The 24,301-nt window shown below is 58.2% G+C and carries 22 protein-coding genes; 18 read left to right on the top strand and 4 right to left on the bottom strand.

Features of this window, described 5'->3' with window-relative positions; genetic code table 11:
* Positions 1–72 precede the first annotated feature (72 nt).
* Positions 73–2,928 carry a phosphoenolpyruvate carboxylase gene (ppc, locus tag B9Z48_RS13870; RefSeq protein WP_233261130.1) on the bottom strand — a complete coding sequence of 952 codons (2,856 nt, stop codon included), beginning with the start codon at positions 2,926–2,928 and terminating at the stop codon, positions 73–75.
* Between the two features lie 182 nt (positions 2,929–3,110).
* Between ppc and hemC the strand changes: the two genes are divergently transcribed.
* From hemC to B9Z48_RS13890, 4 genes are read left to right on the top strand one after another with little or no spacing between them, the layout of a single operon-like run.
* The gene (hemC, locus tag B9Z48_RS13875; RefSeq protein ID WP_108379168.1) at positions 3,111–4,028 is read left to right on the top strand and encodes a hydroxymethylbilane synthase; all 918 of its coding nucleotides are present in this window, start codon (positions 3,111–3,113) and stop codon (positions 4,026–4,028) included.
* Between the two features lie 14 nt (positions 4,029–4,042).
* Positions 4,043–4,882: a uroporphyrinogen-III synthase gene (locus B9Z48_RS13880; RefSeq protein WP_108379170.1), complete on the top strand. Its 840-nt coding sequence runs from the start codon at positions 4,043–4,045 to the stop codon at positions 4,880–4,882.
* 14 nt (positions 4,883–4,896) lie between these two features.
* Positions 4,897–5,919: a uroporphyrinogen-III C-methyltransferase gene (locus tag B9Z48_RS13885; RefSeq protein ID WP_228769129.1), complete on the top strand. Its 1,023-nt coding sequence runs from the start codon at positions 4,897–4,899 to the stop codon at positions 5,917–5,919.
* 6 nt (positions 5,920–5,925) lie between these two features.
* Positions 5,926–7,215: a heme biosynthesis protein HemY gene (locus B9Z48_RS13890; RefSeq protein WP_108379172.1), complete on the top strand. Its 1,290-nt coding sequence runs from the start codon at positions 5,926–5,928 to the stop codon at positions 7,213–7,215.
* Positions 7,216–7,310: 95 nt separating this feature from the next.
* Here the strand turns inward: B9Z48_RS13890 and B9Z48_RS13895 are convergent, their stop codons facing one another.
* The gene (locus tag B9Z48_RS13895; RefSeq protein ID WP_108379174.1) at positions 7,311–10,448 is read right to left on the bottom strand and encodes an Rne/Rng family ribonuclease; all 3,138 of its coding nucleotides are present in this window, start codon (positions 10,446–10,448) and stop codon (positions 7,311–7,313) included.
* A gap of 589 nt (positions 10,449–11,037) precedes the next feature.
* Here B9Z48_RS13895 and B9Z48_RS13900 point away from each other — a divergent pair.
* From B9Z48_RS13900 to B9Z48_RS13915, 4 genes are read left to right on the top strand one after another with little or no spacing between them, the layout of a single operon-like run.
* Positions 11,038–12,033, top strand: coding sequence for an RluA family pseudouridine synthase (locus tag B9Z48_RS13900; RefSeq protein WP_108379239.1), 996 nt, complete (start codon positions 11,038–11,040; stop codon positions 12,031–12,033).
* Positions 12,023–12,703 carry an HAD family hydrolase gene (locus B9Z48_RS13905; protein ID WP_089955005.1) on the top strand — a complete coding sequence of 227 codons (681 nt, stop codon included), beginning with the start codon at positions 12,023–12,025 and terminating at the stop codon, positions 12,701–12,703. Before B9Z48_RS13900 ends, B9Z48_RS13905 begins: the two co-directional genes overlap by 11 nt.
* Positions 12,704–12,715: 12 nt before the next feature.
* On the top strand, positions 12,716–13,081 hold the full coding sequence (locus B9Z48_RS13910) for a Rieske 2Fe-2S domain-containing protein (RefSeq protein ID WP_089955001.1): 366 nt from the start codon (positions 12,716–12,718) through the stop codon (positions 13,079–13,081).
* Between the two features lie 56 nt (positions 13,082–13,137).
* Entirely contained in the window at positions 13,138–14,082 is a 945-nt protein-coding gene (locus B9Z48_RS13915; RefSeq protein WP_233261131.1) for a S49 family peptidase, read from the top strand.
* Positions 14,083–14,085: 3 nt separating this feature from the next.
* Here B9Z48_RS13915 and B9Z48_RS13920 read toward each other — a convergent pair whose 3' ends face one another.
* Positions 14,086–14,865, bottom strand: a complete 780-nt coding sequence (locus B9Z48_RS13920) for an SAM-dependent methyltransferase (RefSeq protein ID WP_108379178.1) — start codon at positions 14,863–14,865, stop codon at positions 14,086–14,088.
* 2 nt (positions 14,866–14,867) lie between these two features.
* Positions 14,868–15,434 (bottom strand): Maf family nucleotide pyrophosphatase, encoded by a 567-nt coding sequence (locus B9Z48_RS13925; protein ID WP_108379241.1) that lies wholly within the window; start codon positions 15,432–15,434, stop codon positions 14,868–14,870.
* Positions 15,435–15,538: 104 nt separating this feature from the next.
* On the opposite strand from B9Z48_RS13925, the gene B9Z48_RS13930 reads away from it, so the two are divergent.
* The 10 genes from B9Z48_RS13930 to B9Z48_RS13970 all read left to right on the top strand — a co-directional run bounded on the left by B9Z48_RS13930 (position 15,539) and on the right by B9Z48_RS13970 (position 23,929).
* Positions 15,539–16,087, top strand: coding sequence for a DUF177 domain-containing protein (locus B9Z48_RS13930; RefSeq protein ID WP_108379179.1), 549 nt, complete (start codon positions 15,539–15,541; stop codon positions 16,085–16,087).
* A 134-nt stretch (positions 16,088–16,221) separates the two neighbouring features.
* The gene (gene rpmF, locus B9Z48_RS13935; protein WP_005794249.1) at positions 16,222–16,404 is read left to right on the top strand and encodes a 50S ribosomal protein L32; all 183 of its coding nucleotides are present in this window, start codon (positions 16,222–16,224) and stop codon (positions 16,402–16,404) included.
* 110 nt (positions 16,405–16,514) lie between these two features.
* Positions 16,515–17,579 (top strand): phosphate acyltransferase PlsX, encoded by a 1,065-nt coding sequence (gene plsX / locus B9Z48_RS13940; RefSeq protein ID WP_108379181.1) that lies wholly within the window; start codon positions 16,515–16,517, stop codon positions 17,577–17,579.
* Positions 17,576–18,553, top strand: coding sequence for a beta-ketoacyl-ACP synthase III (locus B9Z48_RS13945; RefSeq protein ID WP_089954978.1), 978 nt, complete (start codon positions 17,576–17,578; stop codon positions 18,551–18,553). Before plsX ends, B9Z48_RS13945 begins: the two co-directional genes overlap by 4 nt.
* Positions 18,554–18,631: 78 nt before the next feature.
* On the top strand, positions 18,632–19,582 hold the full coding sequence (fabD, locus tag B9Z48_RS13950) for an ACP S-malonyltransferase (protein WP_108379183.1): 951 nt from the start codon (positions 18,632–18,634) through the stop codon (positions 19,580–19,582).
* A complete protein-coding gene (fabG, locus tag B9Z48_RS13955; RefSeq protein WP_108379185.1) occupies positions 19,579–20,322 on the top strand; it encodes a 3-oxoacyl-ACP reductase FabG in 744 nt (247 codons plus the stop codon). Before fabD ends, fabG begins: the two co-directional genes overlap by 4 nt.
* A gap of 62 nt (positions 20,323–20,384) precedes the next feature.
* Complete coding sequence (gene acpP, locus B9Z48_RS13960; RefSeq protein WP_019427049.1) at positions 20,385–20,621, top strand: acyl carrier protein; 237 nt, start codon at positions 20,385–20,387, stop codon at positions 20,619–20,621.
* Between the two features lie 6 nt (positions 20,622–20,627).
* Complete coding sequence (gene fabF / locus B9Z48_RS13965) at positions 20,628–21,872, top strand: beta-ketoacyl-ACP synthase II (protein ID WP_108379187.1); 1,245 nt, start codon at positions 20,628–20,630, stop codon at positions 21,870–21,872.
* A gap of 14 nt (positions 21,873–21,886) precedes the next feature.
* Positions 21,887–22,384: a hypothetical protein gene (locus tag B9Z48_RS21415; RefSeq protein WP_146186290.1), complete on the top strand. Its 498-nt coding sequence runs from the start codon at positions 21,887–21,889 to the stop codon at positions 22,382–22,384.
* 87 nt (positions 22,385–22,471) lie between these two features.
* A complete protein-coding gene (locus tag B9Z48_RS13970; RefSeq protein ID WP_089954961.1) occupies positions 22,472–23,929 on the top strand; it encodes a DegQ family serine endoprotease in 1,458 nt (485 codons plus the stop codon).
* Positions 23,930–24,301 lie beyond the last annotated feature (372 nt).

The following is a 24,301-nucleotide window of genomic DNA, read 5'->3' on the forward strand; positions in this document are numbered from 1 at the left end:
CAAAATTTGATGGGTCATGAGCTGTTAAGAGTGCTTATAAAGGTGCTCATGCGGGCACCTTTTGGGTGCTGCTCAACCCGTATTGCGCAGCCCTGCTGCGATCCCGTTGATCGAGATGTGAATCCCGCGCTGCACACGCTCGTCGGCCAAGCCTGCGCGGTAGCGGCGGATCAACTCGACTTGCAGGTGGTGCAGCGGGTCGATGTAGGGGAAACGGTGGCGAATCGAACGGTCCAGCGCGGGGTTGCTGGCCAGGCGGCTTTTCTCGCCCGTGATTTGCGTGAGCGCATCGGCGGTACGGTGCCATTCGGCCTCAATGGCGGCAAAGATTTTTTTGCGCAGTCGGGCGTCGCCCACCAGTTCGGCATACCTTGAGGCCAGGGCCAAATCGCTCTTGGCCAGCACCATGTCCATGTTGGACAGCAGGGTGCGGAAAAACGGCCATTGGCGGTACATCTTTTGCAGCAAGGCCAGCGCGGCTTGGCGCTCGGCCGCCTCGGGTTTGTCCAAAAAGGCCGCCACTGCGGAGCCAAAGCCCAGCCAGCCGGGCAAGGTCAGGCGGCATTGGCCCCAGCTGAAGCCCCAGGGGATGGCGCGCAGGTCTTCGATTTTTTGCAGGGCCTTACGCGAGGCAGGGCGCGAGCCGATGTTCAGCTGAGTCAGCTCTTTGAGCGGGGTGGCCCCAAAAAAGTAGTCGGTGAAGCCGGGGGTGTCGTAGACCAGGGCGCGGTAGGCGCCCATGCTGGCCTCTGACAACTCGGCCGCTGCGTCCAGAAAGGCCCGGGTGGCGGGCTTGGTGGGTTGCAGCAAGGTGGCCTCCAAAGTGGCGGCGACCAGGGTTTCGAGGTTGCGGCGGCCGATTTCGGGGTTGGCGTATTTGGAGCCGATCACTTCGCCTTGTTCGGTCAGGCGGATCTGGCCGCGCACGGTGCCCGGGGGTTGGGCCAAGATGGCCTGGTAGCTGGGGCCGCCGCCCCGGCCCACGGTGCCGCCTCGGCCGTGGAACATGCGCAAGGTGATGCCGTGGCTGCACTTGAGTTTGTCAAACAGCTCGACCAAGGCGATTTCGGCGCGGTACAGCTCCCAGTTGCTGGTGAAGATGCCGCCGTCTTTGTTGCTGTCCGAGTAACCCAGCATGATGTCTTGCTCACCGCCCGAGCGTGCAATCAGCGCCGCCACGCCAGGCAGGGCATAAAAGTCGCGCATGATGGGCGCGGCGTTGCGCAGGTCTTCGATGGTCTCGAACAGGGGCACCACGATCAGGTCGTTGTGTGCTTGCGCGTCCAGCGTGCCGCGCAGCAGCCCCATTTCTTTTTGCAGCAGCAGCACTTCCAGCAAGTCGCTCACGGTTTCGGTGTGGCTGATGATGTAGTGGCGAATGGCCTCCCGACCGAAACAGCGCAGCATGCGTTGCGCGGTGTCAAAAATGGCCAGTTCCGAGAGGGTGTGGGCGCTGTAGGCGGCCCCGGGCACGCGCAGCGGGCGGGCGTCGTTTAAGAGGCCCAGCAGCAGCGCTTGCTTGGCGTGTTCGTCGAGTTGGCTGTAGTTTTTTTCCACGCGTGCAGTGGTCAGCAGCTCGGCGACGACTGCTTCGTGTTGGTCCGAGCTTTGGCGCAGGTCCACCGTGGCCAGATGAAAGCCAAACACCTCGACGGCGCGGATCAGCGGGTGCAGACGCTGGCCGGCCAGGGCTTCGGCGTGGTGGCTGCACAGCGAGGCTTCGATCACCCGCAGGTCGGCCAGAAATGCTTCGGCGCTGGCATAAGGGTTTTGCGGGGCCACGGCGTGGCGGGCGGCTTCACCGCCTGTGAGTTTTTTCAGGGTGGCGGCCAGGCGGGCATACATGCCGGTGAGGGCCCTGCGGTAGGGCTCGTCCTGGCGGTGTTCGTTGTTGTCGGGCGAGCGCTCGGCCAGGGCCAGCATGTCGGGGCCAAAGGGCACCAGCATGGCCGACAGCGACAGCTCGCCGCCCAAAAAATGCACCTCGGTCAGGTAGTGGCGCAGGGCCACGTCACATTGGCGGGTCAGGGCGTGTTCGAGCGTGGGGGCGGTGACGTTGGGGTTGCCGTCGCGGTCGCCGCCAATCCATTGGCCCATGCGCAAAAAGCTGGCTATTGGCTGGCCGGGCAGGGCTTGTTCCAACTCGGCATAGAGCTTGGGAATTTCGCGCAAAAAGGTGGCTTCGTAGTAACTCAATGCGTTTTCGATCTCGTCGGCCACGGTGAGTTTGGTAAACCGCAGCAAACGGGTTTGCCACAGCTGCATCACGCGTGCGCGCATTTGCAACTCGTTGGCGGCCAGTTCTTTGGGCGTCAGGGCGTCTTTGGTGGCGTTCACAGCGGCGGCGCGGGCCTTGATGGTGTCGCGCTCGGTCAGCAGGTGGGCGATGTCGCGCTCGGCGTCCAGAATGCTTTGGCGCTGCACTTCGGTGGGGTGGGCCGTGAGCACGGGCGAGACATAGCTGGTGGCCAGCATGTCCGAGATGCTGCGCGGCGTGATGCCCGCCCAGCGCAGGCGCTGCAGCGCCACGTCGATGCTGCCTTCTTGGGTGTGGCCCGCACGCTCGTGGATGGCGCGGCGGCGGATGTGGTGGCGGTCTTCGGCCAGGTTGGCCAAGTGGCTGAAATAGGTGAAGGCGCGGATCACGCTCACCGCGCGGTCGCCGGTCAGACTTTTGAGCAGTTTTTTCAGGGCTTTGTCGGCTTCATGGTCTGCGTCGCGCCGGAAAGCGACAGAGAGTTTGCGGATTTGCTCGACCAGCTCATAGGCCTCGGGGCCTTCTTGCACGCGGATCACATCGCCCAAAATGCGGCCCAGCAAGCGAATGTCTTCGACCAGGGGGCGTTCGCTGTCGCGTTTTTCGCTTTTGTTGGGGACGCTGGCGCTGGCCTTGGCAGATAGGGTGGCTTTGGGGAGGGCCTGTTTCATGGTGTGCTGCGCGGATGGGGGTGGATCGGGTGAGCAAAGGTTGGAGGCCTTGTGGCAGAAGTGCCAACCGAGAGACAATCGGGTGTCAATCAGCCTTGACGTCATGCTAGCATCGCCAAGAGAGACAAAATTACCAATTGATTTCATTTTGATGGGATCAAAATTATTTTCAGGAATCCGCCGTGACCGAGACCACCCAACCCTCCATCGTCATCGCCACCCGTGAGAGCCGTTTGGCTTTGTGGCAAGCCGAGCATGTCAAATCTTTGCTGGAGGGGCTTGGCTGCACGGTCAAGTTGCTGGGCATGACCACCCAGGGCGACCAAATTCTGGACCGCAGTCTGTCCAAGGTGGGCGGCAAGGGCTTGTTTGTCAAAGAGCTGGAGGTGGCGCTGCAAGAGGGCCACGCTGACATCGCGGTGCATTCGCTCAAAGATGTGCCCATGGACATGCCCGAGGGCTTTGAGCTGGCCTGCGTGATGGAGCGCGAAGACCCGCGCGATGCTTGGGTTTCGCCGCAATACGCCCGTCTGGAGGATTTGCCACACGGCGCGGTGGTGGGCACATCGAGTCTGCGCCGCACGGTGCTGCTGCGGGCACTGCGCCCCGATTTGAAGATCGAGCCCCTGCGTGGCAATCTGGACACGCGATTGCGCAAGCTGGACGAAGGGATGTACGCAGGCATTGTGCTGGCGGCAGCGGGCCTCAAGCGCCTGGGTTTGTCCGAACGGATTCGCCATATCTTTGAAACCAGCGAGATGCTGCCCGCCGCAGGGCAGGGCGCACTGGGCATCGAAATTTGCAGCAACCGGCCCGATTTGCGCGCCTTGCTGGCACCGCTGGCCGACAGCGTGAGCTGGCAGCGTGTGGCGGCCGAGCGAGCCGTGAGCCGCGCCATGGGCGGCAGCTGTTCCATGCCTTTGGCCGCGCACGCCACGATTGAGGGCGGTGTGCTCAAGCTGCAAGCGGCCTGGGGTGATCCGGATGGGGCGGCCACGCTGGTGACCGCCGCCGAAGACGTGACCGCCCAAGACCTGGCCGGGGCCGAGGCTTTGGGTCTGCGTGTCGCGCAAGCCCTGCAACGCGACGGGGCGCATTGACTTTTCACGCTGCCATGCCCCCGTCAGGCCTTGTACAAGTGCCAAGCTTGGAGCGCCAAGGGCATTCGATTCGGGTGATGGTGACGCGCCCGGAGCGTGAAGCGAGGGTCTGGGCGGCCGCGTTGCAGTCAAAAGGCATTGACTGCGAAACCCTGCCTTTGATTCAAATTGCGGCTTTGCCCGAAACTTCGGTGTTGGCCGGCGTTTGGGCCGGTGTGCCAAGCCACTTGGCGCTCATGTTTGTCAGCGCCAATGCGGTGCGTTTTTTCATGGCTGCCCGGCCTGCAGGCCAGCCCATGCCCACTTGTCGTGCCTGGTCCACTGGCCCAGGCACCGACTCGGCCTTGTTGGTTGCAGGCTGGCCTGCTGAGTTGATCGATTCCCCAGATGCAAATTCGCCGCAGTTCGACTCAGAAGCTTTGTGGCAAAAGGTGCAAGAACGGGTGGATTTGGCTGTCCATCAGTGCCCAAGCAAGCCTTCGGTTTTGATTGTTCGTGGTGCCGATGCACAGGGGCAATTGGCCGGGCGCGATTGGCTGGCACGGCAATTGATGTCTGCAGGGCTTGAAGTGAGCCAGACCGTGGCTTACGCACGTCAAGCGCCAGCCCTGGATTCAGCCCAACGACATCGGATTGAAAAGGCCCTTGCTGAGGGGGCTTGGTGGTTGTTCAGCAGTTCAGAGGCGGCGCAGCACCTGCTTGAATCTTGCCCCGATTTGCCTTGGAGTCAAGCCCGGGCCTTTGCCACGCACCCCCGCATTGCCCAACGCTTGCAAGCGGCCGGTTGGGGCTGTGTGCAGACCGTACCCGCCAGCCTCGAGGCGCAAGCCGTGTCGATAAAATCGTGGGCATGACACCCACTCCTGACATGACCGCATCCGACCGGTCAGCCCCCAAATCTGCTGTGCATTCGCGGTTGGCGATTTCTTTGGTGGCCGCTGTGGCGGTCATCGCCTTGGGGGTGTCGGTGTTGCTTTGGCAAAAGCTTTCACGCATTCAAGAGCAGTTGGCCCGTCAAAGCGCCGACACAGGCTTGCAAGCGCTGGAGGCCAAGACGTGGGCCAAACAATCTCAGGAATTGGTGCAAGACAGCGCTGCCCGTGTGGCACTCATGGAGGTTCGTTTGGCCGAAGTGGCCTTGCAGCGCACCCAGCTGGAAGAGTTGATGCAAAGCTTGTCGCGCTCGCGCGATGAAAATCTGGTGGTGGACATTGAGGCGGCATTGCGCATGGCGCAGCAGCAGGGGCAATTGACGGGCAGCTTGGAGCCCATGTTGGCTGCTTTGAAGTCGGCTCAAAAACGCGTTCAACGCTCGGCTCAGCCTCGTTTGGCACCGGTATTGCGTGCTTTGGAAAAAGACCTCGACCGCCTGACCACGACGCAGGTGTTTGATTTGCCGGGCTTGTTGATCCAGCTGGACGAGGGGGTGGCTTTGGTGGACGGGCTGGCCTTGGCCAATGAGGCTTTGGGCCGTGTCAGGCAGCGCCAAGAACTTGCGCCCACGCCCCAAGCCGATTCGCAAGCGCCATCGAGGTGGGTTGCTGGCTTGAATGCTTTTGGGGATCAGCTCAAAGGTCTGATCAGGGTCAGCCGCATCGATTCCCCTGATGCTGCCTTGCTGTCACCCGAGCAAGGGTTTTTCTTGCGAGAAAACCTCAAACTCAAATTGCTCAACGCCCGCATGGGTTTGTTGGCCCGTCAAAAAGATTCGGCCCGTGCGGACTTGGGGTCAGCGGCCATCTTGGTGCGCCGATATGCCGATGTCAATTCGCGCAAAACCACGCAGTTGCTGCAACTCTTGGAGCAAGCGAGTGTGCAAATGCGTGCGGGTGACATGCCGGGTCTGGAGGGGTCATTGACCGCCTTGGCCACGGCTGCAGCGGGAAGGTAATTCGGGATGCGTGCTGCTTTATGGCTCATCAGTTTGTTTGCCCTTGCGGCGGCGGGTGCTTGGTTGGCCGGTCACAACCAGGGCACGGTCACCCTTTTCCTTTCGCCTTTGCGGGTCGATGTTTCACTCAATTTAGCCGTTTTGGCCTTTTTGTTGGTGGTCCTCTTGGTGGTCTTGGCCCAAAAGGCACTGGCTGCTTTGTTGTCACTGCCCAAGCAGGCGCAGCGTTGGCGTGTGCAACAAAAAGAAAGAGCGGCGCACGCCGATCTGTTGGATGCCATGGGGCACTTCATGGCTGGGCGTTTTTTGCGTGCTCGCAAAGCGGCAGAGTCAGTGCTTGACAAAGAGGAACACCTGCGCGAGGTCGGTGTCGAGTTGGACCATGCGGTTTCTTTGCGCTCTGTAGCCCACATCATGGCCGCTGAGGCCAGTCATGCGTTGCAAGACAGGGACCGCCGTCAACATCATTTGGCTCAAGCGGTCTTGCACGCCCAGCAAGGGCAAAGTGCCCAACGGCAAACCTTGACGGAAGGTGTTCAATTGCGGGCAGCACGTTGGTTGCTCGACGACCGGGATGCCCAAGGCAGCTTGGACCGTTTGAAGGAGTTGCCACCCGCTTCGGGTCGCCGCATGGTGGCCATGCGTTTGCAACTCAAGGCGGCCCGCTTGGCGGGTCAACCTGCGCAGGCGCTGGAGACGGCGGTTTTGCTGGCCAAGCACAGGGCGTTTTCTCCCTCGGTGGCTCAGAGTCTGGTGTCTCGGCTGATCCTGGAATGGGTGGCCAGCACGCACGATGCAGAGGGCATGCAGCATGTTTGGAAAAAACTCACACCGGCTCAGAAGTTGATGCCCGAAGTGGCTGCTGAAGCCGCTTTGCGTTGGTTGCAATTGGGGGGCGAGCCCTTTCAGGCCAGGCAATGGCTGCAAGCAGTGATCATGCCCTTGTTGGACACCCCAACGGCATGGCGAGATGCCGTGGACATGCGTTTCGTTCAAGCCTTAGAGGCCAGTCTGGCCGATACTCAGTCGCAAGATGCCCTCGATTGGTTGTCGCGCATTGAACGTGCACAACAGGCCTTGCCCCGCGATCCTTATTTGCAGTTTTTAGCCGGGATGCTTTGCTGGCGGCACAAGCTCTGGGGCAAAGCCCAAGGCCTGTTGTCACAATCGATCAAGTCCTTGGTTGAGCCAACCCTCAGACGCCAAGCTTGGTGTGCCCTGGCCGAATTGGCCGAGCAAAGACAAGATGCAGAGGCGGCCAAAAACGCTTGGAAGCAAGCTGCTCAAACGATTTGAAAATCCCAGTTGAAGCCTCATGAAAAAACCGGACCTTGGGTCCGGTTTTTTGTAGAGCCCCAAGGGTCAGGGTTCAGGCAGCCAAAGTACCTTTGTTAAAAGGGAACTTTCAGTTGGTTCAGGTCTTTGCGAGTTTCGACCAACACCAGTGGGCCCTCATTCACCACCACCGCAGCAGGGCGTTCGCGCGGAATCCGCACAACGGGAGGCTCCGCTGCAATGGCGGCTTGAACAGCTGCAATTTTTTCGGCATCCGAGTTGACCCAAATGAGTCCAGAGTCATGTGCAACTTGTTGCAAACGATCCACGGGCAGTTCGTACAGAACGGCCGAAGGTAATCCCTGAACAACGGGCGCAACTTCTGTGTGGGTCGCCTGTTTGACGGTTTCTGCGGGCGTTGCGGTCTGTTCGATCGTCACGGGCTTGGTGGTCACCGGTGCAGATGCCACAGGTGCAGATACCACAGGCTCAGGGCTGGCATGGGCTGCGGCAGTCGGGGTGTGATCAGCTGCAGTATTGGCAAGGGGTTCTGAGTTTGCGCCGGCCGCTGCTGCGTTGACCATCGCAGGGCTGGAGTCGCTTGCTGCAGCGGCGGTTTCCGTGACGGTGGGCACTGCAGCTTGCTGAGCCCGCTCGAAATACGAGCGGGGCGCAGGACGCTCTTCTGACAAGGTTTCCGTTGCAGGTGCAGCCAAAGCATGGCCGGTGGGAGCCGTGTCTTGCTCCGCAGGGTTTTCTTGACGCGGCTCCGCATTGCGTTCACGGCGATCGCGACCATAACGATCCCTGGAGCGACGTTCGCGGCGTTCAGACGTGTTGTCTGACGCGTGGCCTTCTGTAACCGGGTTGTCAGAGGTTTCGGCCACGTTGCCTGTGGGTTCTGTGACCGTGGGCTCCATGGGCGCTTTGTCGTCTTGTCGACGTTCGCCGCGTTCAGCCCGATCCCGACGACCTTCGCCTCTTTCGCCCCGTTCGCGACGACCTTGGCCTTCGCTGCGATCAGCGCGAGGTGCGCGGTCTGAGCGTGCTTCGGTGTTTTCAGCGTTCAGTTCAGCCGTTGTCTCTACGCGCACTTCGTTTCGGGGTTCACCGCGTGCTTCGCCACGTCGGCTGTCGCGCTGTGGGCGTTCGCCGTTGGGACGCTCAGACCGCTCCATGCGTTCGCCATTGGGTCGCTCAGCACGCTCCATGCGTTCGCCGCTGGGGCGCTCAGACCGCTCCGTGCGTTCGCCACGCTCAGGTCGCTCGCTGCGGGCTGGGCGTGTTTCGTTGTCGCGTCCTTCAATGCGTCCTTCTGAACGGCGTCCGTTTTCGCGTGAACCTTCGCGTGGAGCGCGGCTTTCGCCCGTGATGGCCTCACCGCGTTCACCACGGCGGCCACCACGGCGTCCCTCTCGGCGCTCGTTGTCCCGACGTTCGTTGTCACGGCGTGATTCAGGTGTGTTGATGTCTTTTTTGACGGGTTCAACAGGCGCTTGGGGTGTGGCACTTGAACCAAAAAGATTTTTCAACCAAGCGAAGAAACCACCACCTGTGGAAGGCGCTGTGGGTGCAGCGGCTGCAACCGCTGGGGCTTGGACAGCTTTGGGGGCCGGTTTGGCGATTTCGGGTTTGGCCTGAGCCACAGGCGCTGGTGCATCGGGTAGCACGCCTTTGATGACCGGCGTTTGCTTGTTGGTGGGCTCTTGCGAGCGGCGCGTCACGGTGGTCGCGTCTTCGATCTCTTCGGCCATTTTGTAGCTGGCTTCGATGCGGTCCAGGCGTGGGTCGTCGTGCTTCAAGCGCTCGAGCTTGTAGTGCGGCGTTTCCAGCGACTTGTTGGGCACCAGCAGCACGTTGATGCGTTGCTGCAGTTCGATCTTGGCAATCTCGGAGCGCTTTTCATTGAGCAGGAAAGACGCGACTTCGACGGGCACTTGGGCGTGCACGGCAGCGCTGTTGTCCTTCATGGACTCTTCTTGAATGATCCGCAAAATTTGCAGCGCCGAGCTTTCAGTGTCACGGATGTGGCCCGCACCGCCGCAACGTGGGCAGGGGATGGACGCACCTTCGGACAGCGCAGGTTTCAAGCGCTGGCGGCTCATTTCCATGAGGCCGAACTTGCTGATGGAGCCGAACTGAACGCGTGCCCTGTCTTGGCGCAGCGCATCGCGCAAGCGGTTTTCCACCTCCCGGCGGTTCTTGCTTTCATCCATGTCGATGAAGTCGATCACGATCAGACCACCCAGGTCGCGCAGTCGCATCTGGCGGGCCACTTCGTCGGCGGCTTCCAGGTTGGTGCGGGTCGCGGTTTCCTCGATGTCGCCGCCTTTGATGGCGCGGGCCGAGTTGACGTCCACCGACACCAAAGCTTCGGTGTGGTCGATGACGATGGCACCGCCAGAGGGCAGTTGCACGGTTCGGGCATAGGCCGACTCGATCTGGTGCTCGATCTGGAAACGGCTAAAGAGGGGCGCGTCGTCGCGGTAGCGCTTCACGCGCGGTGCGAATTCGGGCATGACGTGGCTCATGAACTGCTGAGCCTGGTCATAGATGTCATCGGTGTCGATCAGGATGTCGCCGATGTCGTTGTTGAAATAGTCACGAATGGCGCGGATGACCAGCGACGATTCTTGGTAAATCAGGAAAGCGCCTTTGCCCTGGGTGGCGCCATCGATGGCGGTCCAAAGTTTGAGCAGGTAGTTCAGGTCCCATTGCAGCTCTGGCGCTGTGCGGCCGATGCCTGCGGTGCGGGCGATGATGGACATGCCCTTGGGGTATTCCAGCTGGTCCATGGCCTCTTTGAGCTCGGCCCGATCGTCGCCCTCAATGCGGCGGCTGACACCACCACCACGGGGGTTGTTGGGCATGAGCACCACATAGCGGCCTGCCAGACTGACGAAGGTGGTCAGCGCCGCGCCTTTGTTGCCACGCTCTTCTTTTTCGACCTGCACCAAGAGGGATTGGCCTTCCCTGATGACGTCCTGGATGCGGGCTTGGCTGACGGACACGCCTTCAGCAAAGTATTGGCGCGAGATTTCCTTGAAGGGCAAAAAGCCGTGGCGGTCTTCGCCGTAGTCCACAAAGCAGGCTTCGAGCGAGGGCTCGACGCGGGTCACAATGGCTTTGTAGATGTTGCCCTTGCGTTGTTCGCGGCCTTCGATTTCGATTTCGTAGTCGAGGAGTTTTTGTCCGTCGACGATGGCCAGGCGGCGCTCTTCAGCTTGCGTGGCGTTGATCAGCATCCGTTTCATGATGCGTTCCTTTATTGACAGCGGTGGCCCCAGCGCAGAAGTGTCTGCGATTTGAAGCCTGATTACACAACCGGCTTTGGGTTCAGAAAACCGCAAAGCCCACGTTGCCGGAGCTGACGCTAGAAACGAAGGGAATTGCCTTGGAGGATCGTCCGCTCAGCTGTGCGTAAGTACAGCAAGGGGGATCGTGGCGCGTGGATGGGGCGAGGCCAGGGGCATGCAAATATTCGTCCACTGCCGGAGGCTTCCTCCGGTGTCCAAGACAAATTGTCGGGCACAAGGCGTGACGGGTGTGCTTGGCTTCGTGAGCCATTTCATCCACATCAACAAATTTCCGAACAACACAGCCATCTCGCTTTGATCCGTTCAGCAGCCAAAAGGGCTGCTGAACTTGGGGTATTCCGTATCTGGGTTTCTGGGCGTCGGCCCAACCTCCGGGTCGTTTGGCCACTGTTGGCACTCGCCTTCAGTCTGCAAAACGTGCCGAGGGTGGCATCGACCATCTGGATTGGCTTGGTGGTGGTGAACTAAACTCCTGATTTGCAGGAATTCATTTCCATCTGAATCAACCACTTACAGCCAGTTGCCAGTGAAACACATTATAGATGCCCAAACCCCAGCTGCAGCACCTGCCGTCAAATGGTTGTTGGTGGATGAGGAGTCCGTGGGACAGCGTTTGGACAACTTTTTGATGCGTCATCTCAAGGGGGTCCCTAAAACCCACATTTATCGCATCATTCGCAGCGGTGAAGTGCGCATCAACAAAGGTCGCGCGTCGGCGGACAGTCGTGTCGAAGCGGGGGACCAAGTGCGTTTACCCCCCGTGCGGGTGTCTGAAAAGGTGATTGAAAAGGCCCTGCATCCCGCGCCTGGACGAGAGTTTCCTGTGCTGCTCGAAGATGACTTTTTATTGGCCATTGACAAACCTTCCGGGGTGGCCGTGCATGGCGGCTCGGGTGTGAGCTTTGGTGTGATCGAACAATTGCGCCAAGCCCGCCCACAAGCCAAGCTGCTCGAGTTGGTGCATCGCTTAGACCGCGACACCAGCGGCATTTTGCTGGTAGCCAAAAAACGCAGTGCCCTCAAGCATTTGCAAGACCAGTTTCGTGAGCGAGAGACGGGCAAGACTTATTTGGCCTTGGTCAAGGGCGAATGGCCAGCCAAACTGAAAGTGATTGATCAGCCCCTGCTCAAGTTTTTGTTGCCTGGCAAAGAGGGGCAAGATGGCGAACGCCGGGTGCGTGTGACCACGCCTGACGATCCGGATGGCATGCGCTCCATCACCTTGGTCAAGGTGGCCCAGCGCTGGGCTGGCGCTACTTTGCTGGAGGTGACCATCAAAACCGGGCGAACTCACCAAATCAGGGTTCATTTGTCTGCCCAAGGTCATCCCATCGCAGGGGATGACAAATATGGTGATTTTGAATGGAATCGTCAGCTTCAAAAATTGGAAAGCAAGGGACTCAAGCGCATGTTTTTACATGCTTGGCGTTTGCAGTTCAACCATCCTGGGACTGCTGAACGGGTGGCCTTGCAGGCCGATTTACCTCCTGAATTGAAAGCATATTTAGACCATGTCACTTGATTTGAATCAGTTTCGACCTCGGCAATTTGATCTGATTGCCTTTGATTGGGACGGCACTTTGTTCGATTCCACCGCGATCATCACCCGTTGTATTCAGCGGGCGGTCGTGGATGTGGGCGGGCGCGAGCCGACGCGAGAGGCGGCTTCCTACGTGATTGGCATGGCCTTGATGCCCGCTTTGGCCCACGCTGCTCCCGATGTGCCTCAGGAAAAATACCCCGCCTTGGGTCAGCGATATCGCCACCATTACATTCAACACCAAAACGACATCAGCCTTTTTGAAGGTGTGCTGGACATGCTGGACGATTTGAAGAGTCGCCACCATTGGTTGACCGTGGCAACGGGCAAAAGCCGTCAGGGATTGAATGAAGCTTTGCAAGCCGTGGAGTTGCGGGAACGTTTTGACGGATCACGTACGGCGGATGAAACGGCAGGCAAGCCGCATCCCTTGATGCTGCTTGAGTTGATGCGTGAATTTGGCGTTGAACCCGAGCGCACTTTGATGATTGGGGATACCACCCACGATTTGCAAATGGCATTGAATGCGGGCTGTGCCAGTGTGGGCGTGAGTTATGGCGCTCATGAACCGGATGCATTTCATGAGTTGAAGCCCCGATATGTGGCCCACAGCGTGCTTGATTTGCACCAATGGTTGTTACAACACGCATGAACAGGAGTTTTCATGGAGCCGATGATCCCCTTGTGCAACAGTGCGGATTTGACCAACAGCGGTCGCGCTGTGCCATTTGACATTGTTTATGCCGGCCAGACGTGCCGCGCTTTTGCCATTCGATACAAGGGGCAAGTGCATGCTTACCTCAACCGGTGCACCCATGTGGCCATGGAAATGGATTACCAGCCAGACCGTTTTTTCGATGAATCCGGTCGCTGGTTGATGTGTGCCACGCATGGAGCGACTTACCACGCCGATACAGGGGCTTGCTCGGGCGGCCCATGCCGTGGTGGTTTGGTGAAAATTGAACTCTCAGAACGTGATGGCGTGGTTCACTGGCATACTGCTTACAACTTGAAACCCCTTGAATTTTGAACATGCAAGAACCACAGGACCTGACGTCCTCCACCGCGCCTCACGATCCTTTGAAAATGCCAACCCCAAGCGCTGCCGACGGGTGGGAGCGACAGACCTTGGAGCGCTTGGCTTTTGCGCAATTGAATGAACAACGCTCCGCACGTCGTTGGCGCGTTGGCTTGCGCCTTGCTTGGCTCATTTTGTTTGTGTTTGTTTTCTGGCAAGCGTTCAGCTACAAATCTCCCACAAGTCATCCTGCCTTGCCGCATACCGCTTTGGTCACCATTGTGGGAGAAATTGGCGCAGAAACCGAGGCCAGCGCTGAAAACGTCATGTCAGCCATGCGATTGGCTCTGGAGGATTCGGGGTCGCAGGCCTTGATCTTGTTGATCAACTCTCCAGGGGGCAGTCCGGTTCAAGCGGGTCTCATCAACGATGAAATTGTTCGTCTGAGAGCCGTTCACAACAAACCCATTTATGCGGTGGTTGAAGAGTCTTGTGCTTCGGCGGCGTACTACATTGCCGCAGCGACTGACAAAATTTATGTGGACAAGGCCAGCATCGTGGGCAGCATCGGGGTGTTGATGGATGGTTTTGGTTTCACCGAACTGATGAACAAGCTGGGTGTGGAGCGTCGACTGATGACGGCGGGTGCCAACAAGGGATTTTTGGATCCTTTCAGCCCGCAAACCGAGGCCCAACGCAAACACGCCCAAGCCATGCTGGATCAAATTCACAACCAATTCATAGACGTGGTCAAAAAAGGGCGGGGGGATCGGCTGAAAGAAACGCCTGACATGTTCAGTGGCTTGTTTTGGAGTGGTCAGCAAGCGGTTGATTTGGGCTTGGCAGACAGTTTGGGCAGTGTGGATGGGGTGGCCCGTGAGGTGGTACAAGCCCCCGATGTGATTGATTACACCCAGCGCGAAAACGTGGCTGAGCGCTTGGTCAAGCGTTTTGGTGCAGCCGTGGGCGAGGGCTCTGTTCGAGCCCTGCGTGCGAGCACAGGGCTGCGTTGACCATCAAGGTCCGATGGCGTACACCGCAGGCGTGTGACCATCCGGACCTTTGATTCCCTTTTTCCATTGGCCCACACTGTGGCTTTGGATGCTGGCCGTGGCCAAGGTCAGGCCGCTGGCAATGGCCAATCGGGTTGACCCTTGAAGACCTTGTACCAAGGTCGACAGCATGGCCGCATTGCGGTACGGGGTCTCGATCCAAAGTTGTGTTTGACCGGTTCTTTGCGCTAGATTTTCAAGTTGCTTGACCCGTGCTGCTCGCTCAGCGGCATCTTGCGGTAAGTACCCCACAAAAGCAAAATTTTGACCGTTCAGGCCACTGGCGGCCAAGGCCAACAGCAAAGACACGGGACCCACCAAGGGCACCACCTTCAAATTCAGATCGTGAGCGGCACGCACCACCGAGCTGCCGGGGTCCGCCACGGCAGGCATGCCTGCTTCGCTGAGCAGACCCACGTGATGTCCATCTAATGCAGCCGATAAAAGCGGTTTGCCATCAAAACCAGATTGATGATCGCCTTTTTTGTGCACATGGCGCGGCAGTTCGGTGATGGTCTGCTCGGACAACGGAACGGCCAAAGGGTGAATTTCATTCACGCGCTTTAAAAATGCGCGGGTCGATTTGGCGTTTTCACAGACCCAGTGCCTGATTTCCGATGCGGTTTTCAAAGTCGCTTGCGGCAATACATCGGTGATGGGCGATGACTCAGCGCAGCCAAAGTCCAAAGGAGTGGGGACCAAAAACAAATGCCCTGGATCGTTTTTCATGAGAGATGAGGACATGTTCACAGCAATTTGATGCCGGCTTGGCGCAGCAGGCGTGCTGTGCGGATCAAGGGAAGACCGACCAGTGCGGTGGGGTCATCGTTGTCAATGGATTCAAGCAAAACAATGCCGAGTCCTTCGCTTTTGGCGCTGCCGGCGCAGTCGTAAGGTTTTTCTGCTTGAAGATACGCCTCGATTTCTGCATCGCTCAGGTCGCGAAACACCACCCGCACTTCGGCCAATTCGACTTGTTCGAAAGCGGTTGCCAAGCAAATCACGGCCAGTGCGGTTTGAAAAATCACCGTTTGGCCACGCATTTGACGCAGTTGTTGAACCGCTTGCTCATGGTCTCCTGGTTTGCCCAGAGCTTGTCCAGCCAGATCGGCCACCTGATCAGATCCAATGACCACCGCTAGGGGATTCAAGGCAGCCACGGCGCGGGCTTTGGCCAAGGCCAAGCGCAATGCCAAGGCTTTAGGCTGCTCGCCAGGCATGGGTGTTTCGTCAACCAAAGGGGCAACCACCTGAAAGGGAATGCGCAGGCGTTCAAGCAACTCGCGTCTGTAGCGTGAAGTCGATCCCAACACCAGGTTCGGGCCGCTGGCGTGCGGGTTGTGATTTGAGGTCTTGGTCGATGTCAAAGCGCAAATCCAAATGAAATTCAAAGAGGTGATTCTCTTACACTGGCGTCATGGATAAAAAATTAGACCCTCAACATTTGGATTTGTTGTCGTTTGCCCGTGAGGGTGCTGCATTGTCGGGCGAGGGGGCTTTGACCGCCTGGCCGCGTTTGTTCGAAGAGCAATTTGGAGTCGACGTGCTTGCGGGCCCTGTGCTGTGGCATTTGCAAGGTCGAAGCGTCCCCAAGCTGGGGCATGGCGATGAAATTTGGCTCGATTTGAACGCTGAAGTGAGTTTGCCCATGCAGTGCCAGCGCTGTTTGTCACCTGTTTTGACAAAGGTGCAGGCTCAGCAGTCCTTTCGTTTTGTGGCGGATGAGGCCACAGCTGCCGCTTTGGACGATGAGGCTGAGGAGGATATTTTGGTGATCAGCCGCGATTTCGATGCATTGGCCTTGGTCGAGGACGAGTTGATTTTGTCTTTGCCTCTTGTTCCTTTGCATGACACATGCCCAGAGGTGTTGCCCACCACAGCCGTTGACCCGGAATTTGAAATGGCCGCCGAACGCCCCAATCCATTTGGTGTCTTGGCTGGGCTCAAAAAAGGCTCGACCCCCTGACCATTCTGCGCAATGTCTCCATTTGGTTTTGGCTTGGGCTATAATCAATGGCTTCGCCCGGTACGCCGGGAGACATTCCCATCAACCAGAAGCTGCGTTTGACTGCGCGGCCTCCAAGCTTCCAAGGAGCCATCATGGCTGTTCAGCAAAACAAAAAATCACCCTCCAAGCGTGGTATGCACCGTTCACACAATGCCTTGAATGTGCCAGGCATTGCCGTGGAACCTACAACGGGTGAAACCCACTTGCGTCACCACATCAGCCCCAATGGCTTTTACCGTGGTCGTCAAGTGCTGAAAAACAAATCCGAAGCCTGATCGGCGTCAGCCCTTCAGCCTAATGAGGCCCGGCGCTACTTCACAGTAGCCTCGGGCTTTTGTATTTCTGGCTCTGATTTGTACATTCAGGTTTTGTGCCCAAGGATTTCATGACTTCGCCCACTACGATCACGTTGGCTGTCGATTGCATGGGCGGTGACCACGGTCCCCGCGTCACGCTGGCGGCCTGCCGCCGCTTCTTGTCGACCCATCCCGATGCACGCCTTTTGTTGGTGGGCCGTGCAGAGGCTTTGGTCGGATTTGTCGATCCTCGCGCCGAAGTGGTGGCTGCCTCCGAAGTGGTCGAGATGGACGATCCGCTTGAAGTGGCGCTGCGCAAGAAGAAAGACTCGTCCATGCGATTGGCCATCGAGCAAGTGCGGGACGGCAAAGCTGGGGCAGCGGTGTCTGCGGGCAACACAGGTGCCCTCATGGCCATAGCCCGTTACGTGCTCAAAACCATGGACGGCATTGACCGCCCGGCCATAGCAGGGCAGATGCCCAACTTCAAGGGCGGTGGCACCACCATGCTGGACCTTGGTGCGAATGTGGACTGCACGCCTGAACATTTGCTGCAATTTGCGGTCATGGGATCGGCCTTGGTGTCGGTCTTGCAAAACAAGGAAAACCCCACAGTGGGTTTGCTCAACATTGGCGAAGAAGCCATTAAAGGCAATGAGATCATCAAAAAAACCGGTGAATTGCTCCGATCAGCGGGCAGTTCGGGTGATCTGAATTTTCATGGCAACGTTGAAGGCAATGATATTTTCAAGGGCACAGTCGACATCGTGGTCTGCGATGGCTTTGTGGGTAACGTGGCTTTGAAGGCCAGCGAAGGTCTGGCGACCATGATTGGCGGCTTCTTGAAAACCGAGTTTTCGCGCAATATTTTCACGAAAACAGCGGCAATTCTGGCTTATCCGGTCTTATCTGCTTTTAAAAATCGGGTAGATCACCGCCGCTACAACGGTGCAGCATTGTTGGGCTTGCGTGGTTTGGTCTTCAAGAGCCATGGTTCGGCCGATGAGGTGGCATTTGAGACGGCACTGAACCGGGCTTATGATGCAGCCCGAAACCAATTGCTGGACCGCGTTCGTGAACGCATCGCGCATGCCGCCCCCTTGTTGATGGGAGCGCAAGCCGATCGGTCAGAACCCGCGGTCACCACACCATGAGAATTTATTCCCGCATTCTGGGCACCGGCAGTTACTTGCCAGAAAAACGCCTGACCAACGCCGACCTTGCCGCCGAACTGTCGCAGCAAGGCGTTGAAACCTCTGACGACTGGATCGTTGAACGCACCGGCATTCGGGCCCGTCATTTTGCCGCCGACACCCAAGGCAGCAGCGACTTGGCAACCGAAGCCGCTCGCCAGGCGCTCACGGCAGCCGGCATTTCGGCCGAAGAGCTGGACCTGATCATCGTGGCGACCTCGACGCCCGACATGGTGTTTCCGTCGGTGGCGACCATGGTGCAGCACAAGCTGGGCACCGCAGGCTGCCCGGCGTTTGACGTGCAGGCCGTGTGCAGTGGCTTCATTTATGCGCTGACGATCGCCGATTCGATGATCCAGTCCGGTTCGGCCAAGCGTGCTTTGGTCATTGGTTCGGAAGTGTTCAGCCGCATCCTCGATTTCAAAGACCGCACAACCTGTGTGTTGTTTGGCGATGGTGCTGGCGCGGTCATCCTCGAAGCCTCAGAGCAGCCCGGCATTTTGGCCACTGACTTGCATGCCGATGGCAAATACAAAGACATTTTGTGTGTGCCTGGCCATGTCAACCGGGGTGGCATTCTGGGCGATCCTGTGCTCAAGATGGACGGGCAGGCCGTCTTCAAGCTGGCCGTCGGTGTGCTCGAAGAAACGGCCCGTGCAAGTCTGGCCAAGGCCAATATGACCGATGCCGACATCGACTGGCTGATCCCGCACCAAGCCAACATCCGCATCATGCAGAGCACGGCCAGGAAGTTGAAGATGTCTGCTGACAAAGTGGTGGTGACTGTCGATCAGCACGGCAACACTTCGGCTGCCTCGATCCCGCTGGCGCTGGACACTGCCGTGCGAGACGGGCGCATCCAGCGCGGCCAGACCCTCATGCTCGAAGGCGTGGGCGGCGGCTTCACCTGGGGCTCGGTACTCCTGCGCTACTGAGGGGCAGTTGACAGACATCCCGTGGTCAGTGATGCGCGGCACGCTCAAGCTCATTTTTTACCGTTACAAAATTTGCACATGACGACATTTGCTTTTGTTTTTCCCGGCCAGGGCTCCCAATCGGTGGGCATGCTGGACGCTTGGGGTGACCACCCCGTGGTGCTCGAAACCCTGAAAGAAGCCTCCGACGCCCTGGGCGAAGACGTGGCCCAACTGATCCACGAAGGCCCCAAAGAAGCGCTGGCCATGACCACCAACACCCAGCCGGTGATGCTGGTGTCTGCTGTGGCCGCTTACCGCGCTTGGCTGGCCGAAGGTGGTGCCAAGCCGTCCGTGGTGGCGGGGCATTCGCTGGGCGAATACAGTGCCTTGGTGGCTTCGGGTGTGCTGACACTGGCGCAAGCTGCACCCCTGGTGCGCTTGCGTGCCGCGGCCATGCAAGAAGCCGTGCCCGTGGGCGTGGGTGCCATGGCCGCCATTTTGGGTTTGGCCTCAGACAAAGTCATCGCTGGGTGCCAAGAAGCCCAAGCCACATTTCCTGCGGGCAGCGCCGAAGTGGTTGAAGCCGTGAACTTCAACGACGCCGCGCAAACTGTGATTGCGGGCAGCAAAGCGGCGGTGGACAAAGCCTGCGAGGTGCTTAAAGGCATGGGGGCCAAACGTGCGCTGTTGTTGCCCGTATCGGCCCCCTTTCATTCGAGCCTGATGAAGCCTGCCGCTGAAAAACTGCGCGAGAAGCTCGCCACGCTGAGCTTGGGTGTGCCCCAGATTCCGGTGCTCAACAACATCGATGTGGCCATCGAAACCGATGCCGACCGCATCCGCGATGCGCTGTACCGTCAGGCCTTTGGCCCGGTGCGTTGGGTTGAGTGTGTGCAGGCCATCAAGGCCCGAGGCGTGACCACTGTGGTCGAGTGCGGCCCTGGTAAGGTGTTGGCGGGCATGACCAAGCGCATTGACGCTGAATTGAACGGCGTGGCCCTGTACGACCCCGCCACCTTGGCTGAAGTGAAAGGACTCCTCTCGTGAGCGAAGCACAAAAACAAGTTGCCTTGGTCACAGGCGCTTCACGCGGCATCGGTGCATCCATTGCCCTGCATTTGGCCCAACAAGGTTTTGTGGTCATTGGCACCGCCACCAGCGACGATGGTGCCGCCAAAATCAGCCAGGCCTTATCAGCCTTCCCCGGCAGCCGAGGTGCCAATCTGAACGTGAACGACGCCGCCGCTGGTGTTGCACTGATCGACGCGATCGTCAAAGAACACGGTGGCTTGCAGGTGCTGGTCAACAACGCGGGCATCACCCGCGACACCTTGGCCATGCGCATGAAGGACGACGACTGGGACGCGGTGCTCGACACCAACCTCAAGGCGGTGTTCCGCATGAGCCGCGCCGTGATCCGCCCCATGATGAAGCAGCGCTACGGCCGCATCATCAGCATCACCAGCGTGGTGGGTGCATCGGGCAATCCCGGCCAAGCCAACTACGCCGCCGCCAAGGCCGGTGTGGTGGGCATGACCCGTGCGCTGGCCCGCGAACTGGGCAGCCGTGGCATCACGGTCAACTGCGTGGCCCCCGGTTTCATCGAGACCGACATGACCGCCAGCCTGCCTGAAGAGCAACAAAAAGCCTTGTTGGGCCAGATTCCTCTGGGCCATTTGGGCAAACCCGATGACATCGCACACGCAGTGGCCTACCTGGCTGGAAGCCATGCGGGCTATGTCACCGGACAAGAATTGCATGTCAATGGTGGCATGTTCATGGCCTGATTTTCGGAAACCCCTTCCGGACAGGTAAAATCTTCATTTTTCACAACCCTCAGAGGGACCCCATGAGCGATATCGAAGCACGTGTCAAAAAAATCATTGCTGAACAACTCGGCGTTGAAGAGTCACAAGTCACCAATGAAAAAGCCTTCGTGGCCGATTTGGGTGCCGACTCCCTGGACACGGTGGAACTGGTGATGGCACTCGAAGACGAGTTCGGCATCGAAATTCCTGACGAAGACGCAGAAAAAATCACCACGGTGCAAGCTGCGATCGACTACGCCCAAAGCAAGAAGGCCTGACTGGCAATGACCCGGCGCCGCGTTGTTGTCACGGGTTTGGGATGCATCAGCCCCGTGGGCAACACGGTCGCTGATGCATGGTCCAACCTGATTGCCGGCCAGTCCGGCATTGGTCTGATCACTCGTTTTGATGCTTCAGCTGTAGCCTGCCGGTTTGCGGGTGAGGTCAAAAACTTTGATCTTGAGTCTTACATGTCCTCCAAAGAAGCGAGGACCATGGACCGATTCATCCACTTTGGTATTGCAGCTGCTGCTCAGGCCATTGAGGATTCTGGCTTGCCTACAGGGGCTGCGCTGGATGAAGAGGATGCTTGTCGTATCGGTGTGGTGATTGGTTCTGGTATTGGTGGTTTGCCACTGATTGAAGAAACACATACCGAGTACACAGCGCGGGGTGCACGCCGCATTTCCCCATTTTTTGTCCCTGCTTCGATCATCAACATGATCTCTGGACATGTTTCAATGCGAAGCGGTTTCAAAGGCCCCAACCTGGCGGTTGTCACCGCTTGTACGACGGGTTTGCATTCCATTGGTGAAGCCGGCCGTTTGATCGAATACGGTGACGCCGACGTGATGGTGGCAGGTGGAGCGGAAGCCTGTGTGTCTCCTTTGGGCGTGGGTGGTTTTGCCGCCATGCGTGCTTTGTCTACACGCAATGACGACCCTGCGGCTGCTTCACGCCCGTGGGACAAAGACCGTGATGGTTTTGTGCTCGGTGAAGGTGCAGGCGTGATGGTGCTCGAAGAGTACGAACACGCCAAGGCCCGAGGTGCCAAAATTTATGCCGAGCTGGGCGGTTACGGCATGAGTGCCGATGCCGGTCACATGACTGCACCGAGCATGGATGGACCACGTCGGGCCATGATCAATGCGATGCGCAATGCCGGTGTGAACGCCGACCAAATTGATTACTTGAACGCGCACGGCACGTCCACGCCGCTGGGTGACATCAACGAAACCAATGCCATCAAGGCCGCCTTGGGCGACCATGCCTACAAAACCGTGGTCAGCTCAACCAAGTCCATGACCGGTCACCTTTTGGGTGGAGCAGGAGGCATTGAGAGTGTGTTCACGGTTTTGGCACTGCATCACCAGAAAGTGCCGCCGACCATCAACTTGACCAATCCCGATCCTGAGTGTGATTTGGACTACTGCGCCAACACAGCGCGTGATGTGAAAATCGACGTGGCTCTCAAAAACAATTTTGGTTTTGGTGGTACCAACGGATCCTTGGTGTTCAAGCGCATCTGACTTGAAAGCCGCTGATGCGCCATCATGCCCCACCTGTGGTTTACCCGGTGGGGCATTTTGTTTGGGGTCGTGTTGTCTTTGTGACGACAGCTTTGTTGTCCGCCTTGGGTTTGTTGGTTTGGCAAATACAAGGCGCTTACAGCGTTGTTTGTAATGCTGCTTGGCTCGGATGGCTGGCCTGTTTGATCGGAACTGCAGTGTGGGGGCCTCGGCAAACCCTGAGCCATGGGGAATTGTTTTGGTCTGGTGAAGCTTGGTTTTGGCAGTACCGTGACCCACACTGTCAATTTCAAGCACATCAGGTGCTTTTGGAAAAAGGTTGGGATACAGGCACAGGACTTTTGCTCTGGGTCAAACCGATGGATACACCAGACCATGGTCGATCTTCTTTGCGTGCTGCCTGGCTCTGCGAAGCACAGTTGCCCTCGAAATGGCATGGATTTAGATGCGCTGTATATTCGCGCAGCAGAGAAGAAATTCATACACCCACGGCAGACGATGTCCGTGCCTGATGCGCCTTGAATTTGCCTTTTTCGACTTTATTTACCATCTGATTTCCACAACGGTTGACTGTACACAAGGAGTCTTGAGTGCTGAAAATGAATTGGACCAAAGGGGCAGCATCGGCCATTCTTGGCGGTGCCTTGTTGTTGGGTTTGGCCGGAGTTCCTACGGCGTCGGTTTGGGCTCAAAACCCAAGTGCGGGTGCCAGGGGTTTGCCTGACTTTACCGATCTGGTCGAATTGGTCGGGCCTTCGGTGGTGAACATTCGCACCTTGGAGAAGGCGCGTTCTTCTGCGCCCGGTGCAAGCGCACAGGACGAAGAGATGCAAGAACTGTTTCGGCGGTTTTTTGGCGTCCCCATGCCCAATGCTCCTCGTCAAGGTCCGCGCCAAAACAGACCCGAGCAAGAGGCACAACCTCGCGGTGTAGGTTCGGGTTTTATATTGAGCTCTGATGGATTCATCATGACCAATGCCCATGTGGTCGAGGGTGCAGACGAAGTCATGGTCACCCTGACCGACAAACGCGAATTCAAGGCCCGCATCGTGGGTGCAGACAAGCGCACCGATGTCGCCGTGGTCAAAATTCAGGCCACAGGCCTGCCCGCCGTGAAGGTGGGTGACGTGGGTCGCTTGCGTGTGGGTGAGTGGGTCATGGCGATTGGCTCGCCCTTTGGATTGGAAAACACCGTGACGGCCGGCATTGTCAGTGCCAAGCAGCGCGACACGGGTGACTACTTGCCCTTTATTCAAACCGATGTGGCCATCAATCCCGGCAACTCCGGTGGTCCCTTGATCAATATGCGTGGTGAAGTGGTCGGTATCAACAGCCAGATTTATTCGCGCTCGGGTGGGTTCATGGGCATTTCATTTGCCATTCCCATGGATGAAGCCATGCGCGTCAGCGAGCAGTTACGCGCAAGTGGACGTGTCAGCCGGGGACGCATTGGTGTCCAAATCGGGCCCGTGACCAAAGAGGTGGCCGAGTCCATCGGCTTGGGCAAATTGCAGGGTGTTTTGGTGCGCGGTGTGGAGGAGGGCTCGCCAGCTGACAAGGCGGGCATCGAGGCGGGCGACATCATTACCAAATTTGATGGCAAAGCCATTGAAAAACCGGCTGATTTGCCACGCGCTGTGGGCAACACGAAGCCGGGCAGCCGGGTGGTGGTCACGGTGTTTCATCGCGGTGCCAGCAAAGATGTGAACGTCACGGTGGCCGAAGTCGAGCCGGAAAAAACAGCTGCCGCTGCCCCAGAGAAAAAAGCACCGGTTGCCACCATTCAACATCTTGGGCTCACCCTCAGTGATTTGAGCGATGTTCAGAAAAAAGAGGCCAGAATTCGTTCGGGTGTTCGTGTGGATGCTGCCGTTGAAGCGGCAGCCCGGGCCGGCATCCGTGAGGGCGATTTGATTTTGGCGGTTGCCAACACGGAAATTGGTTCGGTCAAGGTGTTTGAAGCCTTGATGTCTCGCATCGACAAGACCCGTCCTGTGAGCGTCTTGATTCGACGAGGTGATGCTGCGCAATATGTGCTGATTCGCCCGGCGCCCTGAGTTCAGCAACCTGTTGAAGCTGTGAGCACGGTGGAGTCCATGCCACTTCATTGAGGTGGGTGGGCGCTAACAAATATCTTTTTTCATGCCAATTTTGGATAAAATCGACGGTCTTGATCTACGTTCGTGGCATATCAAGCAGGTTTGTAACCATGAAGTGATATTTGAGTGGGCCTTCCACCGATGATCCACAGACAGTCCACAAGTTATTCAATGGCGTTCTGATTGTTTTGTGGATAAGTTGTTCATCAATTTCGACTTGCATGGATGCAATGACCTGCCTAGCGAGTTGGGGGCTGTGAGAATGGGCCAATTTGCCTACAATGAAGCCCCAGCCATCGCAGTTGCCAATGATTGTTGGTTCAGGGCGCG

It is taken from the genome of Limnohabitans sp. WS1, from assembly GCF_003063265.1.
Lineage (GTDB): Bacteria > Pseudomonadota > Gammaproteobacteria > Burkholderiales > Burkholderiaceae_C > Limnohabitans_A.